Origin of the sequence: Paraburkholderia sp. BCC1886 (assembly GCF_900996245.1) — a bacterium.
GTDB lineage: Bacteria > Pseudomonadota > Gammaproteobacteria > Burkholderiales > Burkholderiaceae > Paraburkholderia.
In genome coordinates this window covers 511,774-529,186 of the sequence record NZ_CAAJGK010000052.1, presented here as the reverse complement: position 1 = coordinate 529,186, position 17,413 = coordinate 511,774, and the positions used below count along the sequence as shown (strand labels likewise).

General features: G+C 61.5%; 18 protein-coding genes. 6 read left to right on the top strand and 12 right to left on the bottom strand.

Features of this window, described 5'->3' with window-relative positions:
- Window positions 1-51 precede the first annotated feature (51 nt).
- From cheW to flhD, 7 genes are all read right to left on the bottom strand, one after another.
- The gene (gene cheW, locus FQ746_RS20485; protein ID WP_144111450.1) at window positions 52-582 is read right to left on the bottom strand and encodes a chemotaxis protein CheW; all 531 of its coding nucleotides are present in this window, start codon (window positions 580-582) and stop codon (window positions 52-54) included.
- A gap of 43 nt (window positions 583-625) precedes the next feature.
- Window positions 626-2,998, bottom strand: a complete 2,373-nt coding sequence (gene cheA, locus FQ746_RS20480) for a chemotaxis protein CheA (RefSeq protein WP_144111449.1) — start codon at window positions 2,996-2,998, stop codon at window positions 626-628.
- A gap of 93 nt (window positions 2,999-3,091) precedes the next feature.
- The gene (locus tag FQ746_RS20475; protein WP_144111448.1) at window positions 3,092-3,469 is read right to left on the bottom strand and encodes a response regulator; all 378 of its coding nucleotides are present in this window, start codon (window positions 3,467-3,469) and stop codon (window positions 3,092-3,094) included.
- Window positions 3,470-3,554: 85 nt separating this feature from the next.
- Entirely contained in the window at window positions 3,555-4,562 is a 1,008-nt protein-coding gene (gene motB, locus FQ746_RS20470; protein ID WP_144111447.1) for a flagellar motor protein MotB, read from the bottom strand.
- A gap of 21 nt (window positions 4,563-4,583) precedes the next feature.
- Window positions 4,584-5,444 (bottom strand): flagellar motor stator protein MotA, encoded by an 861-nt coding sequence (motA, locus tag FQ746_RS20465; protein ID WP_144111446.1) that lies wholly within the window; start codon window positions 5,442-5,444, stop codon window positions 4,584-4,586.
- An 89-nt stretch (window positions 5,445-5,533) separates the two neighbouring features.
- The gene (gene flhC / locus FQ746_RS20460) at window positions 5,534-6,094 is read right to left on the bottom strand and encodes a flagellar transcriptional regulator FlhC (RefSeq protein ID WP_144111512.1); all 561 of its coding nucleotides are present in this window, start codon (window positions 6,092-6,094) and stop codon (window positions 5,534-5,536) included.
- A 69-nt stretch (window positions 6,095-6,163) separates the two neighbouring features.
- Complete coding sequence (gene flhD / locus FQ746_RS20455) at window positions 6,164-6,484, bottom strand: flagellar transcriptional regulator FlhD (RefSeq protein ID WP_260854110.1); 321 nt, start codon at window positions 6,482-6,484, stop codon at window positions 6,164-6,166.
- A 718-nt stretch (window positions 6,485-7,202) separates the two neighbouring features.
- Between flhD and FQ746_RS20450 the strand changes: the two genes are divergently transcribed.
- Window positions 7,203-8,267 carry a glycosyltransferase family 4 protein gene (locus FQ746_RS20450; RefSeq protein ID WP_144111444.1) on the top strand — a complete coding sequence of 355 codons (1,065 nt, stop codon included), beginning with the start codon at window positions 7,203-7,205 and terminating at the stop codon, window positions 8,265-8,267.
- Between the two features lie 308 nt (window positions 8,268-8,575).
- On the opposite strand, the gene FQ746_RS20445 is transcribed toward FQ746_RS20450, so the two are convergent.
- The gene (locus FQ746_RS20445; protein WP_144111443.1) at window positions 8,576-8,878 is read right to left on the bottom strand and encodes an H-NS histone family protein; all 303 of its coding nucleotides are present in this window, start codon (window positions 8,876-8,878) and stop codon (window positions 8,576-8,578) included.
- A gap of 291 nt (window positions 8,879-9,169) precedes the next feature.
- Here FQ746_RS20445 and aqpZ point away from each other — a divergent pair, with 291 nt between their 5' ends.
- The 3 genes from aqpZ (at window position 9,170) to FQ746_RS20430 (ending at window position 11,343) form a co-directional block, all read left to right on the top strand.
- Window positions 9,170-9,910, top strand: coding sequence for an aquaporin Z (aqpZ, locus tag FQ746_RS20440; RefSeq protein ID WP_144111442.1), 741 nt, complete (start codon window positions 9,170-9,172; stop codon window positions 9,908-9,910).
- A 77-nt stretch (window positions 9,911-9,987) separates the two neighbouring features.
- Complete coding sequence (locus tag FQ746_RS20435) at window positions 9,988-10,770, top strand: histidine phosphatase family protein (RefSeq protein ID WP_144111441.1); 783 nt, start codon at window positions 9,988-9,990, stop codon at window positions 10,768-10,770.
- 285 nt (window positions 10,771-11,055) lie between these two features.
- Window positions 11,056-11,343, top strand: coding sequence for a PXPV repeat protein (locus tag FQ746_RS20430; protein ID WP_144111440.1), 288 nt, complete (start codon window positions 11,056-11,058; stop codon window positions 11,341-11,343).
- A 79-nt stretch (window positions 11,344-11,422) separates the two neighbouring features.
- On the opposite strand, the gene FQ746_RS20425 is transcribed toward FQ746_RS20430, so the two are convergent.
- On the bottom strand, window positions 11,423-12,244 hold the full coding sequence (locus FQ746_RS20425) for a Cof-type HAD-IIB family hydrolase (protein WP_144111439.1): 822 nt from the start codon (window positions 12,242-12,244) through the stop codon (window positions 11,423-11,425).
- A gap of 187 nt (window positions 12,245-12,431) precedes the next feature.
- Window positions 12,432-13,313: a BadF/BadG/BcrA/BcrD ATPase family protein gene (locus FQ746_RS20420; protein ID WP_144111438.1), complete on the bottom strand. Its 882-nt coding sequence runs from the start codon at window positions 13,311-13,313 to the stop codon at window positions 12,432-12,434.
- A 121-nt stretch (window positions 13,314-13,434) separates the two neighbouring features.
- On the opposite strand from FQ746_RS20420, the gene FQ746_RS20415 reads away from it, so the two are divergent.
- Entirely contained in the window at window positions 13,435-14,052 is a 618-nt protein-coding gene (locus tag FQ746_RS20415; protein WP_144111437.1) for a DNA-3-methyladenine glycosylase I, read from the top strand.
- Between the two features lie 111 nt (window positions 14,053-14,163).
- Here FQ746_RS20415 and rpsU read toward each other — a convergent pair whose 3' ends face one another.
- Together rpsU and FQ746_RS20405 are read right to left on the bottom strand one after the other, a co-directional pair.
- Window positions 14,164-14,376, bottom strand: a complete 213-nt coding sequence (gene rpsU, locus FQ746_RS20410; RefSeq protein WP_006050883.1) for a 30S ribosomal protein S21 — start codon at window positions 14,374-14,376, stop codon at window positions 14,164-14,166.
- A 381-nt stretch (window positions 14,377-14,757) separates the two neighbouring features.
- Window positions 14,758-15,699, bottom strand: a complete 942-nt coding sequence (locus tag FQ746_RS20405) for an aldo/keto reductase (protein WP_144111436.1) — start codon at window positions 15,697-15,699, stop codon at window positions 14,758-14,760.
- Between the two features lie 269 nt (window positions 15,700-15,968).
- Between FQ746_RS20405 and FQ746_RS20400 the strand changes: the two genes are divergently transcribed.
- Window positions 15,969-17,393 (top strand): flagellin, encoded by a 1,425-nt coding sequence (locus tag FQ746_RS20400; RefSeq protein WP_144111435.1) that lies wholly within the window; start codon window positions 15,969-15,971, stop codon window positions 17,391-17,393.
- Window positions 17,394-17,413: the final 20 nt, after the last annotated feature.

The following is a 17,413-nucleotide window of genomic DNA, read 5'->3' as shown; positions in this document are numbered from 1 at the left end:
CGTTCAAATCTGTCTCTGATTGCGCGCGCCAGCCTTGGCGTGCCGCCGGATTCAGCCCGCGATCGTTTCGATCAATGCCATTTCGCGGCTGGTCATCAGTTTTTCGATATCCATCAGGATCAGCATGCGGCCGTCGACCGTGCCGAGTCCCGTCAGGTACTCCGTCGTGAGCGTCGCGCCGAATTCCGGCGCCGGCATGATCTGCTCGGTTGCCAGCGTCAGCACGTCGGACACGCCGTCCACCACCATCCCGACCACGCGATGCGCGACGTTCAGGATGATCACCACGGTCTGATGGTCGTATTCGACCCGGCCGAGGTGGAACTTGATGCGCATGTCGACGATCGGCACGATGATGCCGCGCAGATTGATCACACCCTTGATGAAATCCGGTGCGTTGGCGATGCGCGTCACGTTGTCGTAGCCGCGAATCTCCTGCACCTTCAGGATGTCGATGCCGTACTCTTCCGCGCCCAGTGTGAACACGAGAAATTCCTGACCGCCTGCGTCGGCCTGCTGCGCGTCGCGGCGGCCGCTCGTACTGCTCGTGCCGCTCGAATTGATGGAATGGACTTCTGCCACGTTTAGCCCCCAAACGGTTGGGATGAGATGAATCGGGTGAATGTCATGCGAGACTCAGCGCGCCGTGCGCGTGGCGGGTCTCGCGGTTCAGCGCCGCCACGTCCACGATCAGCGCGACGCTGCCGTCGCCGAGAATCGTCGCGGCGGAAATGCCGTGAACCTTGCGGTAATTGGTTTCGAGGTTCTTCACCACCACCTGCTGCTGGCCGACCAGTTCGTCGATCAGCATCGCGAAGCGGCGCCCTTCGGCCTGCATGATGGTGACGATGCCTTGCGTCGGTTCCTGCTTCGCGTCGGAAACGGTGAACACTTCGTGCAGCGCCACCAGCGGCAGATACTCGCCACGCACGCGCACCACGCGCTCGCCGTTGGCGACCGTGTAGATGTCTTCGGCGCGCGGTTGCAGCGACTCCATCACGAAGTTCAGCGGCAGGATAAAAATCTCGTTGCCGACCTTGACGGACATGCCGTCGAGAATCGCCAGCGTGAGCGGCAACACGATGCGCGTGGTGCTGCCCTTGCCGGCGTGCGACGTGATTTCGACGTGACCGCCCATCGCCTGGATGTTGCGCTTCACCACGTCCATGCCGACGCCACGGCCGGAGACGTCCGTGACCTGTTCCGCCGTCGAAAAGCCGGGCAGGAAAATCAGGTTCCAGACTTCTTCGTCGCTCATGCTTTCGCTCACCTGCATGCCCTGCTTGGCAGCCTTCGCGAGAATCTTGTCGCGGCGCAGACCGGCGCCGTCGTCGCTCACTTCGATGACGATGTTGCCGCCATGGTGCGCGGCCGATAGCACCAGCTGGCCGGTGCCGTCCTTGCCGGCCGCGCGGCGCGCCTCCACCGTTTCGATACCGTGGTCGAGGCTGTTGCGCACGAGGTGCGTCAACGGATCGATGATGCGTTCGATCAGGCTCTTGTCGAGTTCGGTCGCCTGACCGAACGTGACGAGTTCCACTTCCTTGCCGAGCTTCGCCGCCAGATCGCGCACGAGGCGCGGGAAGCGGCTGAACACGTAATCCATCGGCATCATGCGGATGGACATCACCGCTTCCTGAAGGTCGCGCGCGTTGCGTTCGAGTTGCGCCATGCCGTTGAAGAGCCGGTCGTGCAGCGCCGGATCGAACGTGCTGGTGGTTTCCGCGAGCATCGCCTGCGTAATCACCAGTTCGCCGACCAGGTTGATCAACTGATCGACCTTCTCGACGCCGACGCGAATCGAACTGCCTTCCGCGCCGCCTGCTGCCGCGGCCGGGCGAGCGGCCTTGCGCTCCTGATCGGCGGCGGCGGGTGCTGCGGCGGTCGTGGTGGCCGTGGTGGCCGGGGCGGCCTGCTTCTCGGTGCCAGCCGGTGCGGGTGCTTGCACGGGCTGCGGCGTCGTTGGTGCTGCCGGTTGTGCCGATGCTTGATGGGCGGATCGGGTCGAGGCCGGTGTGTCGAACAATCCGTGCGTTGCGGTTTTGACGGAGGCAGCGATGTCGGCCACCGTGGCCGATGATGCTGCCTGCTCCAACTCATTGACCGGTGCTGTCTGCGCCGGGGACGATCCAGCGGCTTCGGGCGTTCCAGGATCGCCTTCGCTCGCGTCGTCCGCCGGTGCGGTGCCGCGGCCGATCGTGATCTGACTTTCGTCGATCACGAAACAGCACACGGCGATGATGTCGTCGGCGGTAACGTCGGTCGCGAGCCACAGCGAAAGTTCGCCGTTGCCCTCGACCTGACCGACGATGCTACCCAGGTTGCCCAGTTCTTCGACGAGCAGTGCCTGGTCCTTCTCACCTACGCCCCGTAGCGTGATTTTCAGATGCGGGCCGGTGTCGCTGTCGGCCGACGCCGTGCCCACGGCTTCTGCTGTCTGCGCAGCTTCGCCGTCGTTCCATTCGCCTGCTGCATGCCAGGCCTGCTCGACGACATGCTCGGGCGCCGAGCCGTCTTCGGGTGCTGCGCTTGCCGCGGTGGTTGTTGCTTCTACTGCCGGTTGTTGCGGTTCGGCGTGCGCCGCTTCCGCGGCCGCTGCGCCGAAGCGGCTTTCCGTATGCAGACGCTCGAGCTTTGCGCAGATCGCCCGCGCAATGTCGGCATCGGGCTCGGCGCTCGCGCGGTAATCGGCCAGCTGGCCCGACAGCACGTCCTTGGTTTCGAGGAACGTGTCGATCATGTCCTTGCGCAGCACGAGTTCGTTGTTGCGCGCGCGGTCGAGCAGCGATTCGAGAATGTGCGTGGTTTCGGTCAGCGCGGTAAAGCCGAAGGTCGCCGCACCGCCCTTGATCGAATGCGCCGCGCGGAAAATCGCCGCGAGGTCTTCCGGGTCCGGGCGAGCGATATCCAGATTGAGCAGCAACTGCTCCATCTGCGCGAGCAGTTCGTCCGCTTCGTCGAAGAAGGTCTGGTAGAACTGAGTGATGTCGAGTGTCATGCCTGGGTCACCGCGAGAGTTCCTGTCTAACTTGGGCTACCGGGCCGCCGCGCCGGAAGCTTCTATACGTCGTGTCGAATGCGCGCCCGCCGTTCATGCGTGATCCGGTTCGGCGAGCGCCGCGACCAGTTCGGTCAGCATGTCGGGGTCGAGCGGCTTTTCGATCCAGCCGGTCGCACCCGCCGCGCGCGCCGCATCCTTGAACGGCTCGCCGGATTCCGTCGTGAGTACCAGAATCGGCGTGGCCTGATAGGCCGGGTTGTTGCGCAACGCGGTGATCAGATCGAGCCCGGTCTTGCCCGGCATATGCTGGTCCGTCAACACGAGGTCGAACGACATCGCGAGCGCGTTTTCGAGCCCTTCGTTGCCGTCTGCCGCCAGCGTCACTTCATAGCCGGCCGTCGTCAGCGTCGCGGCGAGAATCTGCCGCATGGAGGCCGAATCGTCGATTGCCAGAATGTGCCTGATCATCAATACCTCGTCGCACTTGCCTGATAAGCCGCCCGGCCGTCCGCGCCGCCTGGGCGCGCGGAGTCGTCCGGGCGATCGCTGTTCTTTACTTCGTCACCGGCGCGAGCGTCGGCAACTTCGGTGCAACCGTCACCGGCTGCATGATCTTCGGCAGCAAAGGCCTCGAGCCCGCTGCGTCGTCCGACAAGGTCGTCGTGGTGGAGTCGTCGTGATTGAGCGCATCCTCCGACTTCCTGTTCAGCACGATGATGCTGATGCGGCGGTTCTCCGGGTCCATCGCGTTGGCCTTGTTCAGGTTCTGCGTGGACGCGAGGCCGAGCACGCGCATCACCTTCGCTTCGTCCATGCCGCCGGAAATCAGCTCGCGGCGCGACGCGTTGGCGCGGTCGGCGGACAGTTCCCAGTTGCTGTAACCCTTCTCGCCGCCCGCGTACTGCGCGGCGTCGGTGTGACCCTGCACGATGATGCGGTTCGGCACGTCGTTCAGCGTGTGGCCGATCTCGCGCAGGATGTCGCGCATATACGGTTCGACCTGGTCTTTCGCGGTGGCGAACATCGGCCGCTTCTGCGAGTCGACGATCTCGATGCGCAGGCCGGTCAGCGTCGAGTCGATGCGGATCTGCTGCTTGAACTGGCGCAGCACCGGATTCGCTTCGATCGCCGCCATCAGCTTGACCTGCAGATCGTGCAGACGGGCCTGCTCCTGGCGCTCGAGCGCGCCTTGCGACTGCTTCACCGACTCTTCGTCGTTGTGCGAGACGGAGTGTTCGGCGCGGTTCGCGGCGCCGTCGGTCGCGCGCGTCACGCCTTGCGCGTCCGTCGAGATGTCGCGGCCGCCGCCTTTCAGAATGCTCGAATCCTCGGCGCTGCGGTCGCCGCCCCACAATGTGACTTTCAGCGGCTGGTTGAAATAGTCGGCAATGCCCCGGAGCTGCACGGTGGATGCCGAGCTCAACAGCCACATCAACAGGAAGAAGGCCATCATCGCGGTCATGAAGTCCGCGTACGCCAGTTTCCACGCGCCGCCGTGATGGCCGGCTTTCTTCGGCGCGGAGCGCTTCACCACAATGGCGCGGTCTTTGTCCTTGCTCATGGCTTCGTGTCCGGGCGCCGCTTACTTGGCCTTGACGCGGCGCACGTGCTCTTCGAGCTCGGCGAACGACGGGCGCTCGGTCGAGAAGAGCACCTTGCGGCCGAACTCGACGGCGATCGCCGGCGCGTAGCCGTTCAGGCTGGCGAGGATCGTCACCTTGATGCACTGGAACATCTTGGTCGACTCGGTCAGGCGCTGTTCGGCGACGCTCGCGAGCGGCCCGATCAGCCCATACGACAGCAGAATCCCGAGGAAAGTACCGACCAGCGCCTGCGCGATCATCTCGCCGAGCACGGCGGGCGGTTTGTCGGCGGAGGCCATCGTGTGCACCACGCCCATCACCGCGGCGACGATCCCGAACGCGGGCATCGCGTCGCCGACCTTGTTCAGCGCATGCGCGGGCGCTTCGCCCTCCTGGTGATGCGTTTCGATCTCTTCGTCCATCAGGCTTTCGATTTCGAACGCATTCATGTTGCCGCCCACCATCAGGCGCAGGTAATCGGTCAGGAATTCGATGATGTGGTGATCGGCGAGGATTTTCGGGTATTGCGTGAAAATCGGGCTTTTGGACGGATCGTCGATGTCGGCTTCCAGCGTCAGCGTGCCTTCCTTGCGGGCTTTGGCGAGCAGGACGTAAAGCAGCGCCATCAACTCCATATAGACGGCCTTGTTGTATTTGGCGCCTTTGAAGAGCGTCGGCAGGACGCGCAGGGTCGCCTTGATCGTCTTCATTCCGTTACCCAGAATGAACGCGCCGACGCCGGCGCCGACGATCATCAGCACTTCGACGGGCTGCAGCAGCGCGCCGAGATGGCCGCCTTCCAGCGCATAACCGCCGAAAACGGACAACAGCGTCACGAGTGTTCCCACGAAAATCAGCACTGCCGACCCCTATCGATAAGCGACGGCGTCCGTCGCGTTATTCAGGTTTACGGCAGCAGGGCAGAAAACTTTGGTGGAAAAGCGTCGCGTCAGGCCTGGAGGGCGGCCGCCGTCTCGCGGGCGCGGGCGTCGGCAAATTTCTTTGTCTTACCGGCGCGCGAAGGCGGCTGGCAGAGTCCGCAGACAAAACCGTGCTGCGGATCGTGGGCATGTGCGACAAAGTGTCCGCGGCAACGGCAGCAGGACGTCATCTGCAGCATGCCGGAGTCGAAGAAGCGCACTAGCGTCCAGGCGCGCGTGAGACTGAGCACGGGCTCGTCGTCGTGCAACTGGACGTGTTCGAGGTAGAGCCGGTAGCTCTTGACGATCGACTGGATGGTTTCGCAGCCGCCGTGGTCGGCCATGAAACGGTAGATGTTGTAGAACAGGGACGAATGAAAGTTCGGCTGCCAGGTCATAAACCAGTCGGTCGAAAACGGCAGCATGCCCTTGGGCGGCGACACGCCTTTCAGCTCCTTGTACAGCTTGATCAGGCGATCGCGCGACAGGCTGGTTTCGGCTTCCAGCAGTTGCAGCCGCGCGCCGAGTTCGATCAGCTCGATGGCCAGGGTAATTTCCCTGACCTCGAGCACCACGCTTTTAGTTGCCATCCGCTTGTATTTTCCCAGGTCCGTGCACGCGATGTGCAAAAAGGCCGGCAATCAGTCGAGTTAGCCGAATTAGCCGAGTTGCTCGACCGGCTGACTGGCCATCAGAATCGCGGAATGCGCGTGGGCAACGGCGCCGGATTTGCCTTTATCGGCAAGCGCGGACAGCACTGCATGGTCATCGAAGCGGAAGCGGCACAGCATCTGGTTCGACGCGGCCAGCTTGACGGTTTGCGCCAGAGACAGATTGGCAATGACATCGGCTAGCTGATCCGAGATGCCCATGCGAAACATGCCCATAGGCTTGTCTTCGCGCAGTAGTCGCTGCGCCAGCAGGAGATACGAGAGATTGACGTCTCTGATCTCACTGAGCATTTCGCTTGTCGCGCTCATGATTCCCCCGGGTGTAACTGGCTGGTCAGGCCGTTTAGGAAACGTTTGCTCGATCGCGCGCGCTTTAAACGCACGAATCGGCTCGTTTCTGGTCTTGCGTGCATTGTGGCGAAACGGGGCACGGACGAAAATCGGACAGACACCCTGCCTCTCTGACGGATTAATCCGTCATTCGTGTAGGAATTTTTCCTACAAAGGACGTTCGCGGGAGGTTTTGATACGGCTGATGTCCGGGCAGTTTGACCGCCGCTGATGCTTACTGGATAAGGCGTGGCGCCTGATTGTTCGAAAGGCTGGCCAGAAAGTGAGAATTCTCCGGCCGGAGTTTTCACCTGTTCTCGGGTGAAACCGGATTATAAAAGCTTTTCACTTTTCACTTCGGTTTGCCGGCGCTCTGGCGTTTGAAGCGGTCCGGGCGCGTCGCTTGCTATGATGCCGCAGCGTTTAGTTAACTAGTAGGGCTCGATTTTCGTGGGTGGAAAGGCCGGTAGAACGGCCTGTAACACCTCGTGTATCGCGCTGTAACAACATTAAGCGTTTGAAAAATAACTCGAATTAGCTCATGTGATCCCGATAATGACGATAAGGGATTACCCGATGCTGGTTCGGAGCACCCCCGGGCGGCGGCTTACCGCGCCCAACCGTCCGTCAGGCATTCGCTCCTCGCTCACACCACGAGCGCCGTTGTGCGAAAGCCGTATTGATTAGGAGAAACCGCATGCGAATCGCACAAATTGCGCCCCTGTATGAAGCCGTCCCGCCGAAGCTTTATGGCGGCACCGAACGTGTCGTGTCGTATCTGACCGAAGCTCTGGTCGACCTCGGGCACGACGTCACACTGTTTGCGAGCGGCGACTCGGAAACCTCGGCCAACCTCGAAGCCTGCTGGCCGCGGGCGCTGCGACTCGATCCGACGATCCGCGACGCGCTCGCTCCGCACGTGCTGATGATGGAAAAGGTGCGCAAGGTCGCGCACGAGTTCGACGTGCTGCATTTCCACCTCGACTACATGCCGTTCCCACTGTTCTCGACCATGGACACGCCGTTCGTCACCACGCTGCATGGTCGTCTGGACCTGCCGGAACTGCAGCCGGTGTTCGACGCTTTCCCGCAAGTGCCGGTCGTGTCGATCTCGGATTCGCAGCGTGCGCCGTTGCCGCAGGCCAACTGGCTAAACACGATTTACCACGGTCTGCCGGACCAGTTGCTCACGCCGCAAACGCACAAGAAGCCGGAATACCTGGCTTTCCTCGGTCGGATTTGCCCCGAAAAGCGCGTCGATACAGCTATCAAGATCGCTGCACAAAGCGGTTTGCCGCTGAAGATCGCCGCCAAGGTGGACAAGGTCGACCAGGAATACTTCAAGCGTGAAATCGAGCCGCTGCTGTCGATGGCGCATGTCGAGTTCGTCGGCGAGATCAACGAGGCGCAGAAGCCCGAGTTCCTGTCCGGTGCCAAGGCGCTCCTGTTCCCGATCGACTGGTCGGAGCCGTTCGGCCTCGTGATGATCGAGTCGATGGCGTGCGGCACGCCGGTGATCGCATTCAACCGCGGGTCGGTGCCGGAAGTGATCGACCACGGCGTGACGGGCTACATCGTCGAAGACGTGCAGGGTGCGGTCGCCGCGTTGCAACGCCTGGACGAACTGTCGCGCACCGAAATTCGCGCGCAGTTCGAACGCCGCTTCAGCTCGAAGACGATGGCGCAAAACTATGTCGACGGCTACACAGCCCTGATCGAAGCCACGCGCCGCCCGGTGTTGCGCCAGGTTGCAGTCGGTTAATCGGCTGGTCGAATGACGACGGTTCAAACGGCTGTAGGGTTATTCAATGCGCCGATTGAGCCGTCTCAGTTCGAACAATGCGATTTTTCTGAATGAACGGCAGGGCACGACATAATTTGTCGATGTGAATCGTTTGCGCGAACAGCCGGACCGAGTATCCCGACGCTGGTGCAGAAAAAAGCCGCCTTTTGAGGCGGCTTTTTCAATTGATTGTGCAGAAGTGTCTAGCCGGTCGAATGCCGGATCTCGAATAAGACTGCGAGTGAATTAACCTTCAGTTGGCTTTCGGTTCGACACGATATGCACATTCAAAGTGCGCCAATCAGATACCGCTCGCGGTTCTTGCCGATGATCCATTTGGGTGGTTTGCCGCGTCCGCTCCACGTATTGCCCGACTTCGGGTCCTGATACTTTGCCGGCAGCGGCGCCTTCTTGGGCGGGCGTCCGCGCTTGGCGGCAACTGCAAAACCGAGGTCTTGCGCAGTCAGGCCGTATTCGGCGATCTTTTGGCGGATATCGGCGACGACATTGTCGATTTCAGTTCGCCGCGCATCTTCTGCCTGTGCCTGCAATTTCGCGATCTGCGCCTTCAGGTCTGCATATTGAGACATTTCGATTCTCCCCGTTTCCCGAACTCATTCGCTCGGAGACTAACCGCAATTATAAAAATTCGCAATGGCCACTAATACTGATTTAGCCGGGATATCCTCTGATAATTATTAAACGTGGATGATTTGTAAAAGACAATTTTTATCCCGTAATAATCGACAAAAGACTCTCTACATTGACAATTCTTGACACCTGAATTGGCCGTCTTTCCCTAGAATGCGCACTCAAATTGGGCAGTGGCACATAACCGTGCATGCGCATCAGAAGCGACTTCTTTTTCAGGATTACCAATCATGCAGTTGTCAAAACGCCTTGCGGCCGAAGTGTTCGGCACATTCTGGCTTGTGCTCGGAGGCTGCGGCAGCGCAGTGCTCGCGGCGAATTTTTCGGGACCGTTGCATGGTTTGGGCATCGGCTTCGTCGGCGTGTCGCTGGCGTTCGGATTGACCGTGCTGACCATGGCCTTCGCGATCGGTCACATTTCCGGCTGCCATCTGAACCCGGCGGTGAGCGTGGGCCTGACGGTCGCCGGCCGTTTTCCGGCGCGCGATCTGCTGCCCTACGTCGTCGCGCAAGTGCTCGGCGCCGTGTTGGGCGCAGCGGTTCTCGCGTTGATCGCGTCGGGCAAGCCGGGCTTCGATCTCGTGGCCAGCGGCTTCGCGAGCAACGGCTATGGCGAGCGTTCGCCAGGACAGTATTCGCTCGTCGCCGCGTTCATCTGCGAGGCGGTCATGACCGGCTTCTTCCTGTTCGTCATTCTCGGTGCGACGGACAAGCGTGCGCCGGCCGGCTTCGCGCCGATCGCCATCGGCCTGTGCCTGACGCTGATTCACCTCGTTTCGATTCCCGTCACGAACACGTCGGTGAACCCGGCGCGCTCGACCGGTCCGGCTTTGTTCGTCGGCGGTGCGGCGGTGGATCAGTTGTGGCTGTTCTGGGTTGCGCCCATCGTCGGCGCGGTGGTCGCCGGCGTGCTGTATCCGTTGATCGCCGAACAGCGGCGTGGCCGTTCGGCGGAACTGGCGCTGGACTGACTGGCCTCGGCGCTTCACGGGCCAAGGGAAGCCCGCTGCTAGAATCGAGCGACTTTCCTGGCCAGTAGGTACGAACGATGAACCGTTGTCGCGCATTTGTGCAGGGTACGGCGCTTAATGTGGCGTCTTGTGTGGCGCTTTGTCTGGCTGGTTTGGGTGGCGGTTTGCCGATACTACCGGCGGCGCATGCGGCAGGGACGAGCGGGACGGCCGGCGTGGCAGTGCCAGTGGCAGCGAAGGATGGTGTCGAAACGCTCGTGTTCGTGCGCCACGGCGAGAAGCCGGCGCAGGGTTACGGTCAGCTCGACTGTCAGGGATTGAACCGGGCGCTGGCTTTGCCCGCTGTCATCGCCGCCAAGTTCGGCAAACCCGACCAGCTTTTTGCGCCCGATCCCGGCCAGCAGAAGAACGACAGCGGACACCCGTACTACTACATCCGTCCGCTCGCCACGATCGAGCCCACTGCGATCCAATTCCAGATGCCCGTGCAAACGCCTTATGGGTTTGCGCAGATCGACCAGCTCGGCAAGACGCTGGTCGACCCGGCCAATCGCAACAAGCTCATCGTCGTCGCGTGGGAACATCATCTGATCGTCATATTGCTGCGGCAGATCATGAGTGCGCATGGCGGTAATGCCGCTGACGTCCCGAAGTGGGCAAGCGACGATTTCGACAGTATTTATATCGTGCGGCTCGACTGGAAAGACGGCGTTGCGCATGCGAGTTTCAAGCATGACCGGCAGGGGTTGAATGGACGGTCGACCGAATGTCCGTGTGCAGGGCTGCCGGGGGCGGCGAGTGCGGCTCCGGCGAGCGGTCCAGCGGCGAATACGGCGAATGCCGCCAGCGCGGATGATTAATCGGGTAATACAGATGTAAGTCGCGATTACGCGCGGCGGGAGTGATTCAGGCGATCACTCCTGTATTTTTCCTCTCCTTTTTTAATTCACGCCGCCGAAGCGCCATCTCGCCGCGGTTCTGGCGAATCCAGCACGATACGGCGCGATCCGGCGCTTGCTCTCGAATCCCTTTCAGACCCTGCGACGATGCTTGCAGTCCGTAACATCTCGTCGCAGATCGGCGCGGGGGAGTGCGTACATTGGTCCTGTGCGACAAACACACGTCGCCTAACAGGAGAACAGAACATGAAACGCATCGTCACTCACTTGCTGGTTGCTGCCGGACTTGCGGCGGGCGCATGCGGCGTCGCGCAAGCTCATACGGGTTTGAATATCGGCCTCTCGCTGGGCGTGCCTGCTTACGCGGAACCCGCGCCGGTCTACGTCGCACCGCAGCCGGTTTATTACGGCGATGGCGGCTGGGATCATCGTTATGATCATCGCTACGACCGCCACTGGGGTCACGACGACTATCGCGGCGGTCACGACAACCGTGGGGATCATGGCGATCGCCGTGGCGGATGGCACGGTTAATCGGCCTCGGCCCAAGGCCTGTTGAATTTATAAGCTCACCGGCCCGTATCCGCTCTTGCAGCTACGGGCCGGTGGCGTTTCAGGACGTCAATTCGTCGTCGAGCGCGAAGAGCTTGCGCAGATGATGCGCCACGCCGGCGTCGAAGTTATTGCCGATGCGTGGGACATTTGGCAAAAGCTTGATGAGGTCCGGATTCGCATTGTTCATCATGAACGGATGACCGGCGGTTTCGAGCATATCGATATCGTTCATGTTGTCGCCGAACGCTACGCATTCGGCAGCATCGACGCCGAGACGGTCCAGCACGATTTGCAGTGCACGCCCCTTCGACACATTGGCCGTCATCACTTCGAGGCAGTCGGGCAGCGAATAGGTGACGTACAACGCGTCGCCGAATTCACGCGCGAGATTCGCTGAGACTTGCGCAAGATCGGCGGGGTCGCCTATGTATAACGCCTTGGCGATGTTCGCGCCGTCGTGAGTGAGTAGATCGGTCACCTCGTAAGTGAAGCCCGAATCCTGATGAAACTTCAGTAGATGCGGCGCATCGCGGTCGATCAGCCACGCCTGATCCGCGAAAAGATTGACGATCACGCGGCCGTGCCCGCCTGCAATCTCCGGTTGCACGAGCTGCCTGACGATGGCCGCAGGCAGGTCGTCGGCGTGCAGCACGGTATTGTCCGGCGTGTGGACGCGCGCTCCATTGGAGGTGATCAGATACGGACTGATCCCGAGCACGTCGCGAATGCCGGCGACGTCGGAAAAATGCCGGCCCGTTGCGATAACGAAGCGCAGGCCGTCGCTCTCGAGCTTGCGAAGCGTGGCGATCGTGAACGGGTCGACCTGGTGATTCGCGTTGAGCAGCGTGCCGTCGAGATCCGTGGCGATGACTTTGTACATGGGTGAGCAACCGGGCAACGTCGAAACACGTATCTTACCGTCGACTCCGGCTTGGGCTGGGCTCAACGGGCAGGCGAATTTTGTTGCGGTGTGCTTCGAAGGGAGGTGTGCTTCGAGGACGGTGCGATGCATAGAGCGCCGTGATGCTCGTAAGCGCCGTGATGCTGTTCTCCCGCTTCGCGGTCGCTCAGCCGCCTAAACGAGCCGCGGCGCGCGCCGCGAGTTGCAAACCGCCGTGTGCCGAGTCGGCCAGCGGCTCACGCAGGCGCGCTTGGTAGACCGGCGCCAGATAGTCGCGCATAGGCGCACCGAGTCCGCCGCACAATGCCACCGGCAGGCTTTCCGAAGGATCGAGCGCATCGATCATCCGGCCGACCTGGACACCCGCCTCGTCGAGCACACGCGCCGCGAACGGATGCGTTCGGTGCCTGATAGCAATCGGCGCAAGACTCGCGTAAGCCGTCTGGTTCGCATCGCACAGCCACACGACGAGACTGTCGCGATCGTGGGCTCCGGTGTGCGCGAGGAGCGCGTCGGCAAACTCGTCGCCGGGACTGCGCCCATCCAGCACATGCTGGGCATGCACGATGGCTCGCAGACCCAACCACGCGCCGCTCGCTTCATCGCCGGAGGGATAACCGTAGCCGCTGACGAAGCGGCATTGACCCGCGCCGTCGAGCACGGCCGCCACGCTACCGGTACCCAACGCGACAATTACACCTTGCTCGCCCCCATGCGCGCCCAGCACGGTCGTGTAGGCATCGCTCTCCACCGAAAGCGCGGCGACGGCGGGCGCGTGCGCGTGAAATGCCGCCAGCCAGTCGCGATTGTTGACGCCGGCCAGCCCGCACCCCAGCACGCAGCGCGACCAGTCCAACTTCGCGCCGGCACGCGCAAAAGCCTCGGTGCACGCCGTCGTGATGGACTGCCACGCGCGCTCCACGCCGAGCCCCAGACCCGACGGGCCGCTCGCCGCCTGCGCGAGTTCGCGACCCTCGGCGTCGCCGAGTACGACGCGTGTGCCGCTGCCACCGCCGTCAATGCCGATCAGAAAGAGAGCTTGGTTCATTGAAAATCGTGTGAGTTCAGGAAGGGGAATAACGCATAGCGTGGCAGGTCGGTTTCGATCCCGCAATCGGCCGAATGGGTAGCTTGCGGCGCGCACGGCATCCGCTATGCTGGCGGTCGACATGACACAGCGGGGGCGCGAATTGACACAGCGATGCAACTGGGTATCGAGCGAAGCGCTCGCACAGTATCACGACGCCGAATGGGGCGTGCCGTCGCGCGACGACCGGCATCTGTTCGAAATGCTCGTGCTCGAAGGCGCGCAGGCGGGTTTGTCGTGGTCCACGATTCTGAACAAGCGCGCCGGTTATCGCCGTGCTTTTGCCGATTTCGATATCGCGACGGTGGCGCGCTTCACGCCGCAAAACGTCGATGCGCTGGTCGTCGACGAAAGTATCGTTCGACATCGCGGCAAAATCGAATCGGCCATTACCAACGCACGTGCGGTCCAGCAGATTCAGGCCGAACATGGCTCACTCTCCAACTTCGTCTGGTCGTTCGTCGACCAGACGCCCATCCAGAACGACTGGGCATCGTACAAACATGCGCCGGCCTCGACGGAGGTGTCGGACGCGCTCAGCAAGGCACTGAAACGCTACGGCTGCAAATTCGTGGGATCGACTATTTGCTACGCATTCATGCAGGCGGTGGGCATGGTCAACGACCATGAGACGACCTGCATGTGCCGCGCACCATGCGTGGCGCTCGGCAAGAAAGGACGCAACCGCAAGGCCGGCTGATCACTCGGGGTGAGCCATCGGTCAGGTGCTGTGCCGCGGCCTAAAAGCAGAACGGCGGCGTGGCCTCTTTCGAGGCTCACACCGCCGTTCGGCCGTGCTAAAAAAGCGTGCTTAGTGCAGCTTTTTCGGCAGCATCTGGCTGCGCAGACGCTTGTGCAGACGCTTCACTGCAGCAGCCTTCTTACGCTTACGCGCCGTGGTCGGCTTTTCGTACGATTGACGCTCACGCAGTTCTGCGATCAGGCCATTCTTTTCGATTGCACGACGAAAGCGGCGAATCGCCACTTCGAACGGCTCGTTTTCCTTCAGAAGAATCGTCGTCATGTAATTCCTAACTCAATCACTTGATACGGGTTAATTGCGTGGCGGGGAAGCCGCTCACGCGCCGGCCCTCCGGTCGTTTCGATCTCTGGCCAGTAACAGGCAAACGTAGGTCAACCCGAATAAAACAGGAGGAAAACCCAGCCAAACCAGAAATGAAACGAGAGGCAAAGCGGCCACGGAGGCCGGAAAAGAGAGGTGGGGAGTTCACCGCGGAACGCGGACAGACGTCAAGCCAAAGCCCCGCCTGCTGCCGTTTCGCCAACCTTCCATCAATGCAAAAGCGTTGACGAGCCAGGCAAAGATCTCAATTCACTCCCGATCATATCAGGAAACTCTCCATCCTACCAGGGGTTTAGCGATCGCGCCAGGTAGCAAACAAAGTCAGGCGCTTGCCTCGTTCAGCTCGCGAATGTCGTCACCTGTCAGCACCAACTGGACTGCGGCGGCAAGGCTTTTCAACTGCTCGACCGACGTCGCGCTGGCGATCGGCGCCGTCACGCTCGGCCGCGCGATCAGCCAGGCCAGTGCGACCGTCGCCGACGTGCTGCCATGCCGCCCGGCAACCTGTTCGAGCGCGTCGAGAATGGCCAGGCCGCGCGGATTCAGATACTTCTCTACGCGGCTTCCCCGCGCCTTGTCGGCCAGATCGGCCTTCGAGCGGTATTTGCCCGACAGAAAGCCGCTTGCAAGGCTGTAATACACCACCACGCCCAGATGATTCGCGAGCGCCACCGGTTCCGTATCGGCTTCGTACGGCGCGCGGTCGTACAGGTTGTATTCCGGCTGCAGCAACTGGTACTCCGGCAAGCCATGCTGACGCGACACCGCCAGCGCTTCCTCGACGCGCGCGCCACTGTAGTTCGACGCGCCGATTATCCGCACCTTGCCCGCCTCGATCAGCTTCTGGTATGCGCCGAGCGTCTCGGTCAACGGCGTCGCGGTATCGTCGTCGTGCGAAAAATAAACGTCGATGTAGTCGGTTTGCAGACGCCGCAGCGAATCTTCCACCGCCGCCTGGATATTCGTTGCAGATAAGCCCTTGCGCTGCGGCAGCTTCGATACCTTGGTCGCGAGGACGACCTTGTCGCGCTTGCCGCTTTTCTTCAGCCACTTGCCGATGATGGTTTCCGACTCGCCACCCTGGTTGCCGGGCACCCATGCGGAATACACATCGGCGGTATCGATGAAATCGAGACCCGCGTCGACGAACGCGTCCAGGATCGAAAACGAGGTCGCTTCATCGGCGGTCCAGCCGAAAACATTGCCGCCGAACACCAACGGCGTGACCTGTATATCGGAACGTCCAATACGGCGCTTCTGCATAATTTCTCCACGGTTTAACACAGGGGAAAAACAGAATACGCCGACTTTCCATTAGCTGCAGCGCATACGCCATCCCAGACTACAAGCGGCTTTCAGGCCTGCGGCAGCATAAATCTCCGGTAATGCCATTCGGTCGCACTCAAACAAAGCCCCTCAAGTTTTTTTTAGAGGGGCCGTCAACCTTCACTGAGGCGGCCAGCAATGAACGAGTGCTTCCGCCGATGCCAACGTGGCGTATTGGGCTCAAGGGCTTCTTTAGGAGATTTTCCATGCTCGGAATCAATAGCAATATCAACTCGCTGGTTGCACAGCAAAACCTCAGTGGCTCGCAAAGCGCCCTCTCGCAAGCCATCACCCGCCTGTCGTCGGGCAAGCGCATCAACAGCGCGGCCGACGATGCAGCTGGCCTCGCCATCGCGACCGGCATGCAAACCCAGATCAACGGCCTGAATCAAGGTGTCTCGAACGCGAACGACGGCGTCTCGATGATCCAGACGGCGACCAGCGGCCTGAGCCAGATCACGTCGAGCCTGCAACGGATTCGCCAACTGGCGGTGCAAGCTTCGAGCGGCGGCCTGACGGACGACAACCGCGCAGCACTGCAACAGGAAGTGACGCAGCAAATCTCCGAAGTGAACCGTATCGCTTCGCAAACGCAATACAACGGCAAGAACATTCTGGACGGCTCGGCAGGTACGGTGTCGTTCCAGGTCGGCGCGAACGTCGGCCAGAACATCAGCCTGAACCTGGCGCAAAGCGTGTCGGCAGCTTCCCTCGGCGGCGGCGCAGTGCAAGCCGGCGCAACGGTCGCATCGTTGTCCGTTTCGCTCGACTCGACCGGCGCAGCCTGGAATGCGGGCACGTCGACGGGTAACGAAGTCACGCAACTGAACGCCGTGTCGGATGGCGCAGGCGGCTTTACGTTCACCGATCAGAACGGCAACGCACTGTCGTTCGACCCGACGTCGACGACGACGCCGCTGTTGACCAAGAGCACGACCGACGGCTCGCTGTCGATCAACACGGCCGGCGCACTCGATGCCACGACCGAAATGGCCGCGATCGACACCGACAACGCAGCCACCGCATACACGGCCAACACGACGCTCGGCACGATCACCGGCCTGAACATCGACCCGACGACGGGTATCGATGCAACGACCACCGGTTCGTCGACCGCCATCACGTCGATCACCGTGAAGTCGGACGGCAACAAGGGCTACACCTTCTGGGATCAGAGCGGCAACCAGTTGTCGGCTTCCAGCAAAGCGGTCACGACGGGCCTCGGCTACACGGCACCGTCCGGCACCACGGCCGGCACGATGACGCTCGGCGCGGTCACGCAAACGTCGTGGACGGCTGCATCGACCGCGACGACGCAAACCGTCGACCAGACCGATGTCAGCACGCTGGCAGGCGCCACGTCGGCCATCGAATCGATCGACGACGCACTGACGACCGTCAACAACATCCAGGCAAGCCTCGGCGCCGCGCAAAACCGCTTCACCGCGATTTCGACGACGCAGCAAGCCCAGTCGACCGATCTGTCGCAAGCTCAATCGCAAATCCAGGACGCCGACTTCGCACAGGAAACGGCTAACCTGAGCAAGGCGCAAGTGCTGCAACAAGCTGGTATCTCGGTGCTGGCTCAGGCAAACTCGCTGCCGCAACAAGTTCTGAAGCTCCTGCAATAAGCTTCGGTGCAGTAACACTA